We start from the raw sequence: 15,398 nt of genomic DNA, 5'->3' as shown, positions 1-15,398 counted from the left end.
CACCCTACTCATGCCATAAAACGCGGTCGCGGATATACTCGCCCAGCATGGGCACGGTAAACCGCACAAGGCCGTATCCGGCGGCCTCGATGACGCGCTCGCGAATCAGGCTTGCGCGATATTTACTCGCCCAGCTCTGGGTACGGTCGCAGCGCTCAATGATATCCGCCGTGCGCGTCGGCTTGTCCTCGTCAACCGCCATAGCCTCGATAAAGAGGCGCTGAGGGCTGCGCAGACCGTAATACAGAGGTGCGTCAACCGCTTCGTAGAACTCGGAGACGGCATCCGCATGGCCATTCTCGACATCGCGCCTTTCGATGACCTGCGAGCCACGCCGGACAGCAGACCGCCACATGTAATAGCCCACCAGCTGAACCATATAGGGATGCCCCATGCTCTTGCGCGCCGCAAGGTCCGCCGTCTCCGCGTCAACGTAAAGACCAGCGTCTTTGACCGTCTGGATATACGAATCGCGCACTTTGGGCAAAGATATTGCCCCCAACGTACGCTGCTGGGCACGCCGCAAAAACGTCACGCTCGGCTCTTCGAGCAGATCGTCAACCATACTGGGCAAGCCGGCGAACGCCAGCGCAAGACCGCGCTGGTCGCTATCGGGCAAGCCCGTGGCATCCTGGTCTCCGAGCACCTGCTGATAGAGGACGGCAAGAGCCGCCAGTTCCTCGATAGACACCGATTGTGCCTCGTCAATCGCAAACAAGACGCCCTTGCCCGGACCGAGCTTCTTGAGACGCTCGTTGACCAGCCCTCGCAATGTCTCGCCTTTTGCCCGCGCCGCCTCGACCGACATCCGGCCAAACGACGGCCCAAACTCCATTGACGTCACAACGGGTTTATTCGAGCGAAGCGCGTCGGCCAAGCGGTCGCACAAACCAAGCGAAGCGGAATCGGAGACAACCGCCCATCCGCGCTCGCTGGCTAGACGTTGCAGCTCCCGCAGGAGAACCGTTTTGCCACAGCCGCGGTTTCCCGTAATGAGCATGAGCCTGCCCGGCGCTCCGGCGCCGTTGTCGAGCCCTTCCTCAAAATCTTCGATGACCGACTCGCGACCGATGAGTATCGGAGGCCGCTTACCAGCTGTGGGCTTAAAGGGATTTGGATTCATATCGGCCTCCTCGGATTGGCAAACCCTGGTAACAGTTATACCAACTTATACTGAGTTATACCAATAGCATGTGACAAAGGGGCTGTCCCTTTGTCACATGTGGCCGAAAAACTCGGCGTCTGCTGCTCGCCAGGGGCGGAAGGTGGTGGGATCGATCTTTACGTGCGCCGCGGCGGGTACGTCGTACCATTTGACCGTGTAGCCGGCACCGTGAGAGCAAAAGACCGAGTCGGGCGTGTTGGGCAGATCGGCCTCGGGCTCATAGGCGGCCGTCTCGATTACGCGCTCGGCATCATGGCAAGCCGCATAACCGGCGAACTCCAGGTACAGATGACCGCGCCCGCTCGTGTAGGCAGCCACCTCCAGCGCGTAATCCTGCACCTCGGATGCCGGCACGCGACCCACAAGCTTCGCTCGGTCTCCCGCCATCGTCGGCGGCTCGTACTCGGCACCCATGCGTGTGGCATCTGACAACGCCCGGCCCACGCACTCCCCCGGCACCTCGAGCTCAAAGTGGTACCACGGCTCCAGCAACACGTCTGCGCCGACCTCGCGCGCCTGCATCAAACCCTGGCGAATCGCGCGATACGTGGCCTGGCGAAAATCGCCGCCCTCGGTGTGTTTGGCATGCGCGCGGCCGCCCGTGAGCGTAATGCGCACATCGGTGATGGGCGAGCCCGTCAGCACGCCCAGGTGGTCGCGCTCCATAGCGTTGGTGAGTGCCAAACGCTGCCAGTTAAGATCGAGCTCGTCGGTCGAGGTCACGGTGCCAAACTGCACACCCGAACCCGCCGGCAACGGCTCCAGGCGCAGATGCACCTCGGCATAGTGGCGCAGCGGCTCAAAGTGGCCCACGCCCTCGACCGGCCGCGAAATAGTCTCCTTATAGAGAATGCCGCCGGGCTCAAACGCAACCGAAAGGCCAAAGCGATCGGCCAACACCCGCTGCACGACCTCGAGTTGCACGGCGCCCATCAACTGCAAATGGATCTGCTCAAGATGCGTATTCCAGCTTACGCCGAGCATGGGATCTTCGTCCGCCAACTCACTCAGCGCTTTAAACACCGCATGAACGTCGTGTTCGCCCGGCAGCACCGTATAGGTGAGGACCGGAGCGATGACGGGCGCATCGCCCGCGGGCTCCGCGCCCAGGGCGTCCCCTGGGCGAACGTGCGCAAGACCCGTCACGGCGCAAATACCGCCAGCAGCAACTTCTTGGGCAAGCTCATACTTCTCGCCGTTATAGATGCGTACCTGATCGACCTTCTGTTCCCACGCCTCGGCACTGGAACGCCCGCTGATCATCTGTTTTGCGCGCAGCGTGCCGCCGGTCACTTTAACCCAAGCCAAGCGCTCGCCACGATCCCCGCGGCTGACACGATAGACGCGCGCGGCAAACTCCGGGAGCCACGCCTGCTCACGCATCAGCGCGCATATACCATCCAGTAGCTCGTCAACGCCTTGGTCCTTGAGCGCCGAGCCGGCAAAGCAGGGAAAGAGCTTGCGCTCGGCAACCATGCGCGACAGCGTTGCGACAGAAAGCTCACCCGCTTCAAGAAACTCCTCGAGCGCCGCTTCGTCCAACGCAGCAGCGTCCTCCTGAACGGCGGCGCCCGCCAGCAGCTCGTTGGCATCCAGGCAGCCCTCGGAAAGACGCTGCCCGAGTTGTGCCAGCAAAACATCGCGGCTGGGATTCTCCAAATCGATCTTGTTGATGAAGATGAACGTCGGGATGTCATAGCGTGCAAGCAGGCGCCACAGGGTTTCGGTGTGCCCCTGCACGCCATCGTTGGCGCCCACCACCAGAATCGCGTAGTCCAGGGCACGCAGTGTGCGCTCCGCCTCGGCAGAAAAATCGACATGGCCGGGAGCATCCACGAGCATGACGTGGGTATCGCCGTGGTCGAGCACGGCCTGCGACGAGAAAATCGTGATACCGCGCTCGCGCTCGATCGTGTTAGTGTCCAGATGCGAATCGCCATCGTCCACGCGGCCACGCTTGCGAATGCGGCCCGCGTTGAACAGCATGGCCTCGGCCAACGTGGTCTTGCCGGCATCGACATGCGCCAAGATTCCAACGACCGCTTGCTTCGACATGGCTCTCCTCTTATTGCAAGCCCATCGCACGCGGCAACGGGCGTTCACGCTCCACACTGGATGATACAATTTACGGGCCGGTGGGCGAAGCGGGCCCTATCCCCCGACCGAGCTCATCGCCCCGCGTTGCCGCGCGGCGATTTTCGTAGGTTCGCGCCTTGCGAAAGCCGGCACCTCCCCTAACAGCGCAGCGACCAAAAATGGCCCCACCCGGGGCCATTTTCATGTACATGGATTGTTGATACGCGTCCTCGCTCTTATGCCTCGCGCAGCCAGTCGAACGCAACACGCGGCGTGCCGTCCGACACATACACGACGCCGGCGCGCTCGAACCCCGCTTTCATGCTCGCGCCCTGCATGGGCAGGTTGTCCGCGTGCGTGTCGATACGCAGGTGGTCAGCGCGCGCCTTGGCAAAGGCAAACATCGCGGCCGCGATACCGTGCACGGTGCCGTCGGACGCCACGCGGTGCAGTACGGCGTACGGAGTGTCGCTACGCCACTGACCGTCCTCGATGACGTCATAGCACTCGTCCGGGCCCGGCAAAAAGGCAAACGTCGCCACCACGCGACCGTCGACTTCGCACACATAGCTGCCACCGGCGGCGATATCGGCAGCCAACTGCTCGGCCGAAGGCGTGCCCTCGGGCCACTGCGTGGCGTTGCCATGCGCGCGCATAAAGGCGCGGGCGGCGTCATAGATAGCCATGACGGCGGGAATGTCGGTATCGAGGGTTTTTCTGATCATCACGCGGCGACCTCACGTTTATTGGTATCACTTTGATTGGGCAATGATACCAGCGTTTGAAAAGGGCACGAAGCAGATGGGAAGCAAAAAGCGAGCCGCCTGGTCAAAGGCCAAAAGCGAGTTTTTGGGCGCTGCCACCGGCGGCGATATGAGCGACCTGTTTGCGCGCGAGGACGAGCGCCGCGATGCCCTGGACGCCGAGCGCGATGAGGCTTGGCGCTACAAGTCGTGCGAGCGCAAAAACCGCTACGACACACGCGCCGAGGCCGAGGCCGTTATGGCCGACTGCGAAAACCGTGGACGACGTGGCTTGGCCTGCTACAAATGTGAATACTGCGGCGGGTGGCACCTGACGTCGCACCCTTGGAAATAGGCGCCGCATCGGCGCGACGCTCACGCAGCGGCACGGCACCGACACATCGCCGGCCATCGCACGCAGGCTACGGGCGCGGCGGCACCAAAACATCGTAGCGGACGGCCTTGCCCGCAAGCTGATAGCTCGGCTTAACGCCGGCAAGCAGCGGCCCCTTCACCGGCCGCTTGATAACGACCTTGCGCGGACGTACCGCAAGCGCAGCCTCGACCAGCGTCCCCTCATCGGCGCACGGCTGCTCCAAATGGTGCAAGAGCTGGAACTTCTTTTTAACCGCCGCGCTCTTGGTGCGCTCGGGAAACATGGGGTCCAGATACACCACGTCGGGAGCCGCGAACTCACCACGCTCGACCAGCTCAGCCGTATGGCGAAGGCCGGCAACACTGTCCTCGCCCGCATGTAAGCGCATGCGCGCCACGGCAGCCGCAAGCGCCGGATCATCTGCCGCGCGACCCAGGGCATCCTGAAGGAGCGCCGCGATCACGCAGTCCTGTTCATACAGATCGACGGTAAAGCCCGCTGCCGCCAGCAGCAGCGAATCCTCGCCAAAGCCTGCCGTGGCGTCAATCGCCCATGGTTGCTCGATGCCTTTTGTGCGCGCAGCCTTCACCAGTAGCTCTTGCTGCAAACGGCCCTGCTTGAGCCGTGGAAGCATGCGGACAAAATCGGCGCGCAGCTCCATCGCGCCGTCGGTGAGCGTGAGGCCCTCGGGGTTCCCGATCAGCTCAAGCCCCGCGGCCCGAGCAACAGAAAAGGGGTCGACAACGCCCATGGACACTCCTTCACAAGCAAAACGGATACGTGAGCGCCGCATGTGTCGGCACCCAACCGTCCGCTATTGTCCCACATGCGACATGGCCCACAGCATCCCAATGCAAAGCACCGCCATCAATCCCGTGCACACGGCAGCGATCACAGAATCGCTCATGCGCCTTCCCAATGATTGCGGCTCGCGTGCCTGCCCTGTTCCGTACATCATGGCTCCTCCTTAGACCAGCTCCTTGTTACGACTCCATCATCGCAGCGCCGCGCATGAGCTGCCATCGATTTGACTTACGTCCAGCTTTCCTTTTTGAAAGGTTGAGGTGCGCAGGCCTAAAGCGCTTTCAGACGCATGCGCCGCCGCGTTGAACTACAATGTGCTTCACCATATGTGCAGCACAGGGGGTACGCCAGATCGGCCGTACTCGTATCGAAAGGATCCAGCCATGAGCTACGCTCGCAAGACACTCAAAATCCTTGCCCTCATTTACTTTGTTTTGGGCATCGCCAGCCTCGTCATCGCCGGCGTCGGCATCGCCCGAGGCAGTCTCGATTCCACGTACGGGCCGAACGCCATGCTCGCCGCGGCCGTACTTGTCATCAAGGGTCTTGTCGATCTTGCCGCAGGTGTTGCGGGCATCAAGGGCGCCAACAAGCCTTCGCAGGTGGATGGCGCGTTTAAGCTCGGCATCGTCGCCGCAATCGCCACGATTGCGCAGGCCGTGCTCACGCTTCCCGCGTTTGGCGGCGACGCCATCAACTATGGCGCCTTTGTCATCGTGGTGTACGACCTGTTCTTTGTTCAGCAGGCTCACGCCGTTAAAGCCGAGAACAAGGATCGCCTGTAGGCACTTGCCTTCCACTGACCCCTACATCCAAGCAACCAACAAGGGCCGATCGCACATCTCCGCGGTCGGCCCTTTACGTTTGCCTAGATAAAACCTGCCAAAATAAACCTGTCCCTTTTTGGTAGGTTAGTGGCGGTACTCGGCGATGATGAAGTCGATATCGGTCTGAAGGGTGTCCAGGTTTGCCAGGCGCTCTTTGTCGGCAGGGCGCGTGCGGTAGTAGTACGGCGTCATCTGGAACACTGCCTCGATATCGGCCTGGGTCTGGAGCGTAATGTTCGCAGACACCCGCTGCGTTCCGACCAACTCGAGCTCGGTAGTCTTCGGCAGCTTCTCGTCGTTGAGATATGGCGTGTCGTAGAGCACCTCCTTGAGCCCAAACAGATGACGGGCACCCGGCACCACGGTGTAGAGCGAGCCCCCGGGCGCCAGCACGCGAGAAAACTCACGCTCGTTAAAGGGAGCAAAGAGCTCGGTCACCATATCAAAGGCGCCATCAGCCACGGGGATATCCTTCATGTTGGCCACAAAATAGGTCGCATCGCCGCGCTTGGCGGCCAGGCGCACCATCTCTTTGCCCAAGTCGAACCCGTAAGCGTCCACGCCCGGCACCGCACCCATGGCGCTGGTGTAGTAGCCCTCGCCGCAGCAAATATCGAGCAAGGTCATGGGGCCGTTCGTAGACGCGGCACGTTCAGACACCCGCTCGCGCACCAGCTCGACCATCGCATCGCGCAACAGCGCATAGTATCCACGGTTCAGAAAGTCACGACGGCTGCGCGCCTGCGACTTGGGATCGCCCATGGAGTCGCCGCTCTTGGACGAGCGCAGCAGATACAGATAGCCCTCGCGCGCACGGTCAAACCGGTGTCCACCCGCACATGCAGCACCGCGCTCGTCGTCCACCAACGGCTCATGGCAAACGGGACACAACAACATGGCAACTCCTTAGCGCGAACAACACAACGCCCACCATTGTCGCACGCCTTCCCCACCTAGTCATAGAAGAGACAAGGAGTGTCCCCAGCTGCCGACAGAAAAGGAACGTCCCTAAGTGCCGGCTGGCTGCATTAGGAGTATCATCGTCTGCGCAAATAAGCACGAAAGAGCATATTAGAGATTGAGAGCGTATGGCAGGCACCGCATCTAAGCACATTGACATGACCACCGGCTCGCTATGGCGCAATATTCCCCTGTTCGCCTTCCCCGTGGCCGCCACGAGCATCTTGGAGCAGCTGTCGAACCTCATCGCCACGGTCATCATCGGTAACTTCTCGGGCGACCAGGGAACCCTCGCCATGGCGGCGGTCGGCTCCAATGTTCCGCTTACCAGTCTTATGCTCAACCTTTTTATTGGCATGTCGCTTGGCTCCAACGTGGTCATCGCCAACGCTATCGGCCGCAACGATCAGAACATGGTCAAACGCGCCGTCCATACCTCGATTTTAATGGCGCTCGTGGGCTTTGTCGTCATCGCACTGGGCGAGATCTTTGCCGAGCCCATGCTCGCTGCGCTCAACGTGCCTGCCGAGACCATGCCGCTCGCCTCGCTCTACCTGCGCGTCTTTTTGCTCAGCATGCCCTCGATCTTGCTCTACAACTTTGAGGCCGCGATCTTCCGCTCCGTCGGCATCACCCGCATGCCGCTGCAGGCGCTCGCCGTGTCCACCGTCCTCAACATTGGCCTGGACCTCATCTTTGTCCCCGTGCTCCACTGGGGCGTCACGGGCGTCGCCATCGCCACCGCCATCGCCTACACCGTCAGCGCCGCCACACTCTTTGTCCACCTGCTCAAGACCGACTCCGTCGTCCGCGTCACCCCACGCGACTTAGGCTTAGACCCCGTCGCCCTCAAGCGCATCGTCAAGATCGGCCTGCCCGCCGGCATCCAAAGCGCTGTCTTTGCCGTCGCCAACATCATCATCCAGTCCGCCATCAACAGCTTGGGCACCGAGGTCATGGCGGCATCAAGCGCCGCCATGAGCTTGGAGTACGTGTGCTACAACCTGCTCAACAGCTTTAGCCAGGCTTGCACCACCTTTGTGGGACAAAACCACGGCGCTCGCCAGATCGACCGCTGCACCAAGACGCTCAAGGTCTGCCTGATCGAAGGCGGTATCGTTGCACTCACCACGATTATCGTTATCGTCGGTCTGGGGCGCGAGATCCTATCGCTCTTTAACAGCGACCCCAACATCGTCTCGATCGGCTACATCCGCGTGTGTTCGATCTTCCCGGCATACGCCTTTAGCATGTTTTACGAAAACATGTCCGGCTACCTGCGCGGCTTTGGCATCTCGCTCATGCCCGCCCTCATCACCATGATCTGCGTCTGCGGCATTCGCTTCTATTGGGTATTCTGCGTGTTCCCGCACTTCCGTACCTTTGCGAACATCATGATGGTCTACCCCATCAGCCTGGGCACCACGGCATTCTTTATGGTCGTGGCGGTATTGCTCTGCCACCCGGCACGCACCTATCACACCGCCCAAGCCAAAGCGACAGCCCGCTAAACACCGCACTCAACGTCACGCCAGTCATTAATTGACAATATGCGAGCTCATATAGTCGATAAAACGCCTCGTGGCGATAGGCATGGTGTCCCAGCTGCGCCAAGCTGCCACCACGTCGCGCGAGGGAGCATGCACGATGGGACGTACGCGGATATCGGCCCGCATGCCCTCGACGGTACGGCGATACAGCATACTTACGCCTAGGCCCTCCTCCACCATCGCCATGATGGTGTAGTCGTCGGTGACCTCACTCGTCACGTGCGGCGACAGCCCGTGCGCCGCGAATGCATCGAGCACCAGGCTCTGCTCGCCCTCATCCAGTAACACAAACGGTTCGGACGCCAGGTCGGCGAGTGTCACCTTTTCCTTTGCCGTCAGCGGATGCGCGGCCGGCAACAATGCTACCAACTCGTCGTGATAGACCACGCGCTTCTCGAGCCCAGCAGTAAACCCGCGTGCCGTAAAGCAAAAATCAACCACGCCATCGTGCACCCACTGGGCATTGCGCGTGTAATCGCCCTGCTTGAGGATAAAGTGCACGCCCGGGTGCAGGGCCCCAAAGTCGCGAATCACGCGCGGCAACACGGTACGGCTCACGTTGGTAAACGTCGCAATGCGAATATCGGTCGAGGAGAGTCCCAGCAACTCCTGGCGTTTGCCCTCGAGCTCGGCCTCGGCAGTTACGATCTGGCGCAGATACGGCAGATACTGCTTACCGTCGCGCGTAAGCGAGACACCCTGCTTGCCGCGCTCGATAAGCGTGGTACCCAGCTCGCGCTCGAGCGCCTTGACGGCCTGGCTCACCGCACTTTGCGTATAGCCCAGCTCGTCCGCCGCGCCCTTAAGACTGCCGCGATCGACCACCATACAAACAATCTGATACCGCGATGCCATCGTGCCTCCACATCGATATAGCCGTAAAACGTTTTGCCAGCGCTTTTTCTAGTAGCATTAGTATTTCTTAATCATACTGAAGATACATTCGCTTTACTACATCCATATCTGGGAGCAGAATCCTTTTTGCGAAACCGTTCTGTAACAAAAGGAGTCCCATGGATCGCAAAAAAGCAATCGCGCTCTCATTTTCCGTTCCCGTTGCATGGGGCTTTTCGTACCCCCTTATGAAGATCGGCATGGACAGCATGAACGCCACGAGCATCGTTGCGCTGCGCTGCATCATCGCCTTTGCAGCTTGCCTGCTGCTCTTCCACAAGCACGCGCTGCGTATCAACCGTGACGTGATGATTCGCTCCGCCATCATCGGCGCCATCATGGCAACCGAGCTCACCTGCATGTGCCTGGGCTCCAGCCTCACCTCCGCCTCCACCGCCGGCTTTTTACAGAGCCTGACGGTCGTGATCGTGCCGTTTGCCAACGCCGCCCTGCTGCGTCGCGCCCCCGAGCGCAAGGTACTCATCGGCACCGCCATCGTCACCTGCGGTATGCTGCTGCTCTCGGGTGCCGACTTTACCAGCCTGAATCCCGGCGCGATCATCATGCTGCTCTCCGCTTTTGTCTATGCCGGCCATATCATTGTGGCGAAGCGCTTTGTCGAAGATGTCGACCCGCTGGCTCTGGGCGTTTGGCAGCTGGGCTTTGGCGGCCTGTTCTCGGGCATCGCCGCATTTGCCTTTGGCGGCTTTACGCTTCCCAGCACGCCGAGCGAGGTCGCGGTCGTCGTCGCACTCGCGCTCATCTGCTCTGCCTATGGCTTTATCACCCAAACGCTCGTGCAGCCCCACGTGCCCGCCGAGACCACCGGCTTCGCCTTCTCGCTCGAGCCGGTCTGCTCCGCCGTCTTCTCGTTCTTCCTGGTCGGCGAGGTCCTGAGCCCCATCGCCTTCTTTGGCGCCGCCCTCATCCTCACCGGCGTGATGGTGGCAACCGTCGAGCTCCCGTGCCTTCGCTCGCAAGGACACGCTCACATGGCAGGAGCGCCCGAGCGCGTCTCGTAGACCCCACTCTTCATGCAGCCGCGGCATAAAGGCAACCGGTGCGCCTTTACAATAGATGCCAACAGAGCATCTGCCATAAAGGAGCCCCATGGACACCGCAACTCGCGACCGCAACATAGCAACTTGGTTGGGCGATGCGCCGCAGCCGGTACGTGACACGACGAACCAGCTGCTCGAGCGCATCGCCCTTTTACGTGCCGAGCAAACTATCTACCCGGCACAAGACGACATCCTCAATGCCCTCGCCTATACGCCGGCCAACCAGGTCAAGGTTGTCATTTTGGGTCAAGATCCCTATCACGGACCCAACCAGGCCATGGGGTTATCGTTCTCGGTCCCCGCGACGCAAACCAAGTTGCCGCCGAGTCTGCGCAACATCTATAAGGAACTCAAAGCCGATCTTGACTGCCCCATTCCCGCCACGGGAGACCTAACCCCATGGGCACAACAGGGCGTCCTGCTCCTTAACACCACGCTCACCGTGCGCGAGCATGCCGCCAATTCGCACGCCAAGCTGGGCTGGAGCACGCTCACCGACTATATTATCGAACGCTGCTGCCAGCTGCCCCAACCGGTAGTCTTTTTGGCATGGGGTCGCTTTGCCCAGCAGATGGTCGAAGGAAAGCTCGCCACGACCGGCGCGGGCAAGGCAAGCGGCAAGTTCTGCCTTGCCTCTACGCATCCCTCGCCGCTTTCGGCCAACCGCGCCACGGCAGAACTCCCCGCTTTTATGGGGTCGCGCCCCTTCTCGGCAGCCAATCGGCTACTCGAACAGCACGGCTCGACCCCCGTCAACTGGACTTGCCTCGGCTAAAAACCGATACATCAAAAACGCGCCCGACGGCTTTCCATCGGGCGCGTTTCCTATTCGGGCCAAATAAATTGTGTGCGGCCGGCCTCGCCGCCATCGATCAGCAGGCTCTGCCCGGTCATAAAACGGTTGGTCACGCCCACAAAGTAGATCCACTCGGCGATCTCTTGGGCGGTGGCCCAGCGTTTAAGCGGCGTGAGCTCCATAATCTGGTTCCACAGGTATTCGTCTTCCATCACGCAACGGTTGAGCGGCGTGATAACGCCGCCCGGGTCCACACTGTTGGCGATGGCCTGCGGTGCCAGGCGGTTTGCAAGATTCTTGGTGTAGGCGATAACGCCGCCCTTGCTGGCGGCATAGGCGGGAAACTCCGATCCCGTATGCCCGCTCGCCGACCCCACATTGACCACGGATTTGATAGCCGGCGCCGGCTTGGCGGCAAGCCCCTCCCCCACAAAGGCGTAGCGCTCAGTCACGTTGATGGTGCCACGCAGGTTGGCGGCAATGTCGTCGGCCGAATCCTGCGTACCGGCAACGTTCACGATTACCTGGGGTTCAAGGTCAACTGGAAACGAGTCCGGCTCGCGGACATCAACGATCAGATGGCGGTAGCGCTCGTGTTCGATCGCCGCCGGCAGCAGATCAAAGCCCACGACCTCGTGGCCCTCGTCCAAAAAGCGCTGCACGCACGCGGCTCCGATACCGCCCGAAGCGCCCGTGATCAAAACCCGCATGCTTGCTCCTTAGGCGGTTGCGTGACGCTCGAGGTACTCGGCACCCACATTCTCGCGCTCCCAGCCGCGCACGACCTTGTAGCCCACGGGGCTCAGGAAGACCTCGCACAGCAGCTCGGCAACAGCGCCGGTCAGCGAGCACATAAGAACCTGCACCCAGGTCCAACCAAAGAACGTGTGGCTCACCACAATGGCAAAGACCAGGTTGTCGACAAACTGGCCAACACCCGTGGACACATAGGAGCGGAAGGCGAAGCTCGCAAAGTTATTCTTTTTGAGCATACGGCCGAGCGACTGGTTGAGCGTGGAGTTAACCACGGCAGAAACGAGCATTGCCAGCGAAGAGCCCAGCACCACGTACCAGGTGCCGCCAATGGTGGCGTTAAGGGCGCTGTTGACCTCGATCATGCCCGTGTCGTAGTAGGCGCCCCACATGCCGGGCGTGAGCGAGCATGCCCAAAAGCACAGGCTCACGGCCAGGTTGACCAGCAGCGCGAGGATAGAGATTTTGATGGATGCCTTGGCGCCAAAGCGCTTGCAGATCATGTCCTGGCACAAAAACGAAACCCAGCTCACCACAAAGCCGCAATCGAGTGCCAGATACGGCAGGCTGATAAGCTCTTTGTTGGCCAGCAGGTTCATCATGATAACGCTCACGAAAAACAGCGAAACCGTTGCCGCGGGAATGCTCCGCAACAGGACCTTGTAGTCCTCCATGACCTTCTTGATCATTATGTACTCCTTTGGTTTTAGGTTTAACGAGCAGGATATCGGACCCGAACTGCTCGGCCGCCACGGTCTTGAGGCAACGGTGGGTATGATAGCCGCTCACACGGCAGCAGGCAAGCAACCGGCGCGGTAGCCCCGCAGGGCCACCGCGCCGATGCGTTAAAAGGCTACGTTGCCAAACTCCGACAGGATAAGGTCGGGGTTGTGGTCGGTTGCCCAGTCCACGTTCCACGGGCTCGTGAACAGCAGCAGCTTACCGCCGCGCATGTCCTCGACGCGCAGGGTGTCGCGCGTGAGCGAAAGGCCCGGGATATCGATGGTGTCGGGGTCATTCTGGATCCAGCGGATGTCCGTATAGGGCAGCGGCTGGCGACGAACCTCAACACGGTACTCGGCCTTCAGGCGGCGCTCGAGCACCTCAAACTGCAGCACGCCGACCACGCCCACAATGACGCTCTCCATGCCGGCGCCGAGCTCGCGGAAGATCTGGATGGCGCCCTCCTGGGCAAGCTCCTCCATGCCTTTCACAAACTGCTTGCGCTTGAGCGTGTCGACCTGCGTAATGCGGGCGAACATCTCGGGGGCAAACGTCGGGATCTGCGGATACTGCACGTGGCGCTTGCCGGAGCACACGGTGTCGCCGATGCTAAAGATGCCGGGGTCGAACAGACCCACGATATCGCCGGCGTACGCCTCGTCCACAATGGCGCGGTCGTCGGCCATCATCGAGGTGCCCGTGGCCAGCTTGAGCTTGCGGTTGCCCTGCATATGGAAGGCATCCATGCCGCGCTCGAACTTGCCCGAGCAAATGCGCACAAAGGCAATGCGGTCGCGGTGGTTCTTGTCCATGTTGGCCTGGATCTTAAAGACAAAGCCGCTAAAGTCGTTCTCGGCGGGCGCGACCGGCTCGCTGGTGAGTGTATCGGTATAGGCGCGCGGCGTCGGGGCCAGACGCAGGAACTCTTTAAGGAAGGGCTCCACGCCAAAGTTGGTGAGCGCCGAGCCAAAGAACGCCGGGCTCAGCTTGCCGCAGGCCACGGCATCCAGGTCGAGCTCGTCGCCGGCGCCATCGAGCAGCTCGATGTCGTCCATCAGGTTCTTGTGGTTCTCCTCGCCAATAAGCTCGTCCATGGCCGGATCGCCCAGCTCGGCCTCGACCTCGGCGACCTTCTTGGTGGCGTTGGCATGACCGTCGCCCTCAAAGGCGATAACGCGACGGGTCTGGCGATCGAACACGCCGCGGAAGTTGCGGCCGCTGCCGATCGGCCAGTTCATGGGATACGTATTGATCCCCAGAACATTCTCGATCTCTTCCATGAGCTCAAACGGATCGCGAGCCTCGTGGTCGAGCTTGTTCACAAAGGTAAAGATGGGAATATGGCGCAGCGTACAGACCTTAAAGAGCTTTTTGGTCTGGGCCTCGACGCCCTTAGCGCCGTCGATGACCATGACTGCGGCGTCGGCGGCCATAAGGGTACGGTAGGTATCCTCCGAGAAGTCCTGGTGGCCGGGGGTATCGAGGATGTTGACGCAGGCGCCATTATAGGTGAACTGCAGCACCGAGGAGGTAACGGAAATGCCGCGCTCCTTCTCGATGTCCATCCAGTCCGAGACGGCGTGCTTGGCCGAGCTCTTGCCCTTGACCGAACCGGCAGTCTGGATGCTGCCGGTATAGAGCAGCAGCTTCTCGGTAAGCGTGGTCTTACCGGCGTCCGGGTGGCTGATGATCGCGAATGTGCGGCGCGACGAGATTTCATCCGACAGGCTTGCCATGCGGATCCTTTCTTGCATTGAGTGCATTACGTCGATGTAACCGCACTATTGTAGCCGCGAAATCCCGCTCTAGGGCGCCTATCAGGACAAATTCATCAGTTGGGGCCTAGGGTAGCAGTCGATGGCGGCACTCCGCAGCAGTTCGTCTCGATCTGTAACATCTAGACGGTTTTTGAACCTCTACCTGTTACAGATTTAGACAAACAGGTGGACGTCCCAGAAAGATCTCGATCTGTAACATCTAGCCACTCAAAACGGGTCCATCTGTTACAGATTGAGATATAAGGATAGACGGGTGGCCAATGTCTCGATCTATAACATCTAGCAGCCAAAATCTTCTCCAGTTGTTACAGATTGAAACAACCAGGTGGGGCCCGCCAGCAAAATCTCAATCTGTAACAGGTAGCCGTCCAAATCGGTTCCAGTTGTTACAGATTGAGATGAACGAACGAGCGGACAATCCCTATTTACCTCTTGCGTAACCGTGCATAGTGTATATATACTGTGCTTACCGGTTATATACACGTGTAGCCCATCAGCTAAGGAGCCGCTGTGGACATCATCCTATCCAACTCGAGCGATAAGCCCATCTATGAGCAGATATCTTCGCAGGTTAAAGCTCAGATCCTTTCGGGCACACTCACCGCGGGAGCCAAACTCCCCAGCATCCGTGCACTCGCGAGCGATCTTGGCGTGAGCGTCATCACCACCAAACGCGCCTACGCCGACCTGGAGCAGCTTGGGTTTATCTGCACCGTGCAAGGCAAAGGCTGCTTTGTCGCCGAGGGCAACCAAGAACTCTTGCGCGAAAGTCAGCTCTGCCATATCGAAGAGTTGCTTGCGAAAGCGGCGAGCCAAGCCGAAACCCTGGGCGTCACGCGCGACAAGCTGCACGAGATGCTCGACCTGGTAGCCCCCGAAACCATGCAGTAGC

At 60.3% G+C, this 15,398-nt stretch carries 15 protein-coding genes; 6 read left to right on the top strand and 9 right to left on the bottom strand.

Translation table 11 applies throughout. From position 1 onward, the window contains the following. Positions 1 to 4: 4 nt before the first annotated feature. The 3 genes from DW211_RS04955 to DW211_RS04945 form a co-directional block, all read right to left on the bottom strand. Positions 5 to 1,123 carry an AAA family ATPase gene (locus DW211_RS04955; protein ID WP_089572898.1) on the bottom strand — a complete coding sequence of 373 codons (1,119 nt, stop codon included), beginning with the start codon at positions 1,121 to 1,123 and terminating at the stop codon, positions 5 to 7. Positions 1,124 to 1,216: 93 nt separating this feature from the next. Continuing rightward, positions 1,217 to 3,220, bottom strand: coding sequence for a translation factor GTPase family protein (locus tag DW211_RS04950; protein ID WP_118259611.1), 2,004 nt, complete (start codon positions 3,218 to 3,220; stop codon positions 1,217 to 1,219). A gap of 257 nt (positions 3,221 to 3,477) precedes the next feature. Then, positions 3,478 to 3,966: an N-acetyltransferase gene (locus tag DW211_RS04945; protein ID WP_117716525.1), complete on the bottom strand. Its 489-nt coding sequence runs from the start codon at positions 3,964 to 3,966 to the stop codon at positions 3,478 to 3,480. Positions 3,967 to 4,042: 76 nt separating this feature from the next. Between DW211_RS04945 and DW211_RS04940 the strand changes: the two genes are divergently transcribed. After that, complete coding sequence (locus DW211_RS04940) at positions 4,043 to 4,339, top strand: hypothetical protein (RefSeq protein WP_055310006.1); 297 nt, start codon at positions 4,043 to 4,045, stop codon at positions 4,337 to 4,339. 67 nt (positions 4,340 to 4,406) lie between these two features. On the opposite strand, the gene DW211_RS04935 is transcribed toward DW211_RS04940, so the two are convergent. Further along, positions 4,407 to 5,111 carry a class I SAM-dependent methyltransferase gene (locus DW211_RS04935; protein ID WP_233540950.1) on the bottom strand — a complete coding sequence of 235 codons (705 nt, stop codon included), beginning with the start codon at positions 5,109 to 5,111 and terminating at the stop codon, positions 4,407 to 4,409. A 436-nt stretch (positions 5,112 to 5,547) separates the two neighbouring features. Here DW211_RS04935 and DW211_RS04930 point away from each other — a divergent pair, with 436 nt between their 5' ends. After that, positions 5,548 to 5,949, top strand: a complete 402-nt coding sequence (locus DW211_RS04930) for a hypothetical protein (protein WP_118259608.1) — start codon at positions 5,548 to 5,550, stop codon at positions 5,947 to 5,949. A gap of 126 nt (positions 5,950 to 6,075) precedes the next feature. On the opposite strand, the gene DW211_RS04925 is transcribed toward DW211_RS04930, so the two are convergent. Then, positions 6,076 to 6,888: a putative RNA methyltransferase gene (locus DW211_RS04925; RefSeq protein ID WP_118259607.1), complete on the bottom strand. Its 813-nt coding sequence runs from the start codon at positions 6,886 to 6,888 to the stop codon at positions 6,076 to 6,078. Positions 6,889 to 7,079: 191 nt separating this feature from the next. Between DW211_RS04925 and DW211_RS04920 the strand changes: the two genes are divergently transcribed. Then, on the top strand, positions 7,080 to 8,462 hold the full coding sequence (locus DW211_RS04920) for an MATE family efflux transporter (protein ID WP_117776027.1): 1,383 nt from the start codon (positions 7,080 to 7,082) through the stop codon (positions 8,460 to 8,462). 27 nt (positions 8,463 to 8,489) lie between these two features. On the opposite strand, the gene DW211_RS04915 is transcribed toward DW211_RS04920, so the two are convergent. Beyond that, complete coding sequence (locus tag DW211_RS04915) at positions 8,490 to 9,356, bottom strand: LysR family transcriptional regulator (protein ID WP_118259605.1); 867 nt, start codon at positions 9,354 to 9,356, stop codon at positions 8,490 to 8,492. A 158-nt stretch (positions 9,357 to 9,514) separates the two neighbouring features. Here DW211_RS04915 and DW211_RS04910 point away from each other — a divergent pair, with 158 nt between their 5' ends. Both DW211_RS04910 and DW211_RS04905 read left to right on the top strand, forming a co-directional pair. Further along, positions 9,515 to 10,417: a DMT family transporter gene (locus DW211_RS04910; protein ID WP_118259604.1), complete on the top strand. Its 903-nt coding sequence runs from the start codon at positions 9,515 to 9,517 to the stop codon at positions 10,415 to 10,417. 88 nt (positions 10,418 to 10,505) lie between these two features. After that, positions 10,506 to 11,231: a uracil-DNA glycosylase gene (locus DW211_RS04905; RefSeq protein ID WP_118259602.1), complete on the top strand. Its 726-nt coding sequence runs from the start codon at positions 10,506 to 10,508 to the stop codon at positions 11,229 to 11,231. Positions 11,232 to 11,281: 50 nt separating this feature from the next. Here the strand turns inward: DW211_RS04905 and DW211_RS04900 are convergent, their stop codons facing one another. From DW211_RS04900 to DW211_RS04890, 3 genes are all read right to left on the bottom strand, one after another. Next, positions 11,282 to 11,962, bottom strand: coding sequence for an SDR family NAD(P)-dependent oxidoreductase (locus tag DW211_RS04900; RefSeq protein WP_118259600.1), 681 nt, complete (start codon positions 11,960 to 11,962; stop codon positions 11,282 to 11,284). Positions 11,963 to 11,971: 9 nt separating this feature from the next. Next, positions 11,972 to 12,694 carry a VUT family protein gene (locus tag DW211_RS04895; RefSeq protein ID WP_233539975.1) on the bottom strand — a complete coding sequence of 241 codons (723 nt, stop codon included), beginning with the start codon at positions 12,692 to 12,694 and terminating at the stop codon, positions 11,972 to 11,974. Between the two features lie 156 nt (positions 12,695 to 12,850). After that, positions 12,851 to 14,464, bottom strand: coding sequence for a peptide chain release factor 3 (locus DW211_RS04890; RefSeq protein ID WP_117563565.1), 1,614 nt, complete (start codon positions 14,462 to 14,464; stop codon positions 12,851 to 12,853). Positions 14,465 to 15,016: 552 nt separating this feature from the next. Here DW211_RS04890 and DW211_RS04885 point away from each other — a divergent pair. Beyond that, positions 15,017 to 15,397: a GntR family transcriptional regulator gene (locus DW211_RS04885; protein WP_118259598.1), complete on the top strand. Its 381-nt coding sequence runs from the start codon at positions 15,017 to 15,019 to the stop codon at positions 15,395 to 15,397. The last annotated feature ends 1 nt before the right edge of the window (position 15,398 follow it).

Origin of the sequence: Collinsella sp. AM18-10 (assembly GCF_003471585.1) — a bacterium.
Lineage (GTDB): Bacteria > Actinomycetota > Coriobacteriia > Coriobacteriales > Coriobacteriaceae > Collinsella.
This window is presented reverse-complemented; position numbering and strand designations above follow the sequence as displayed.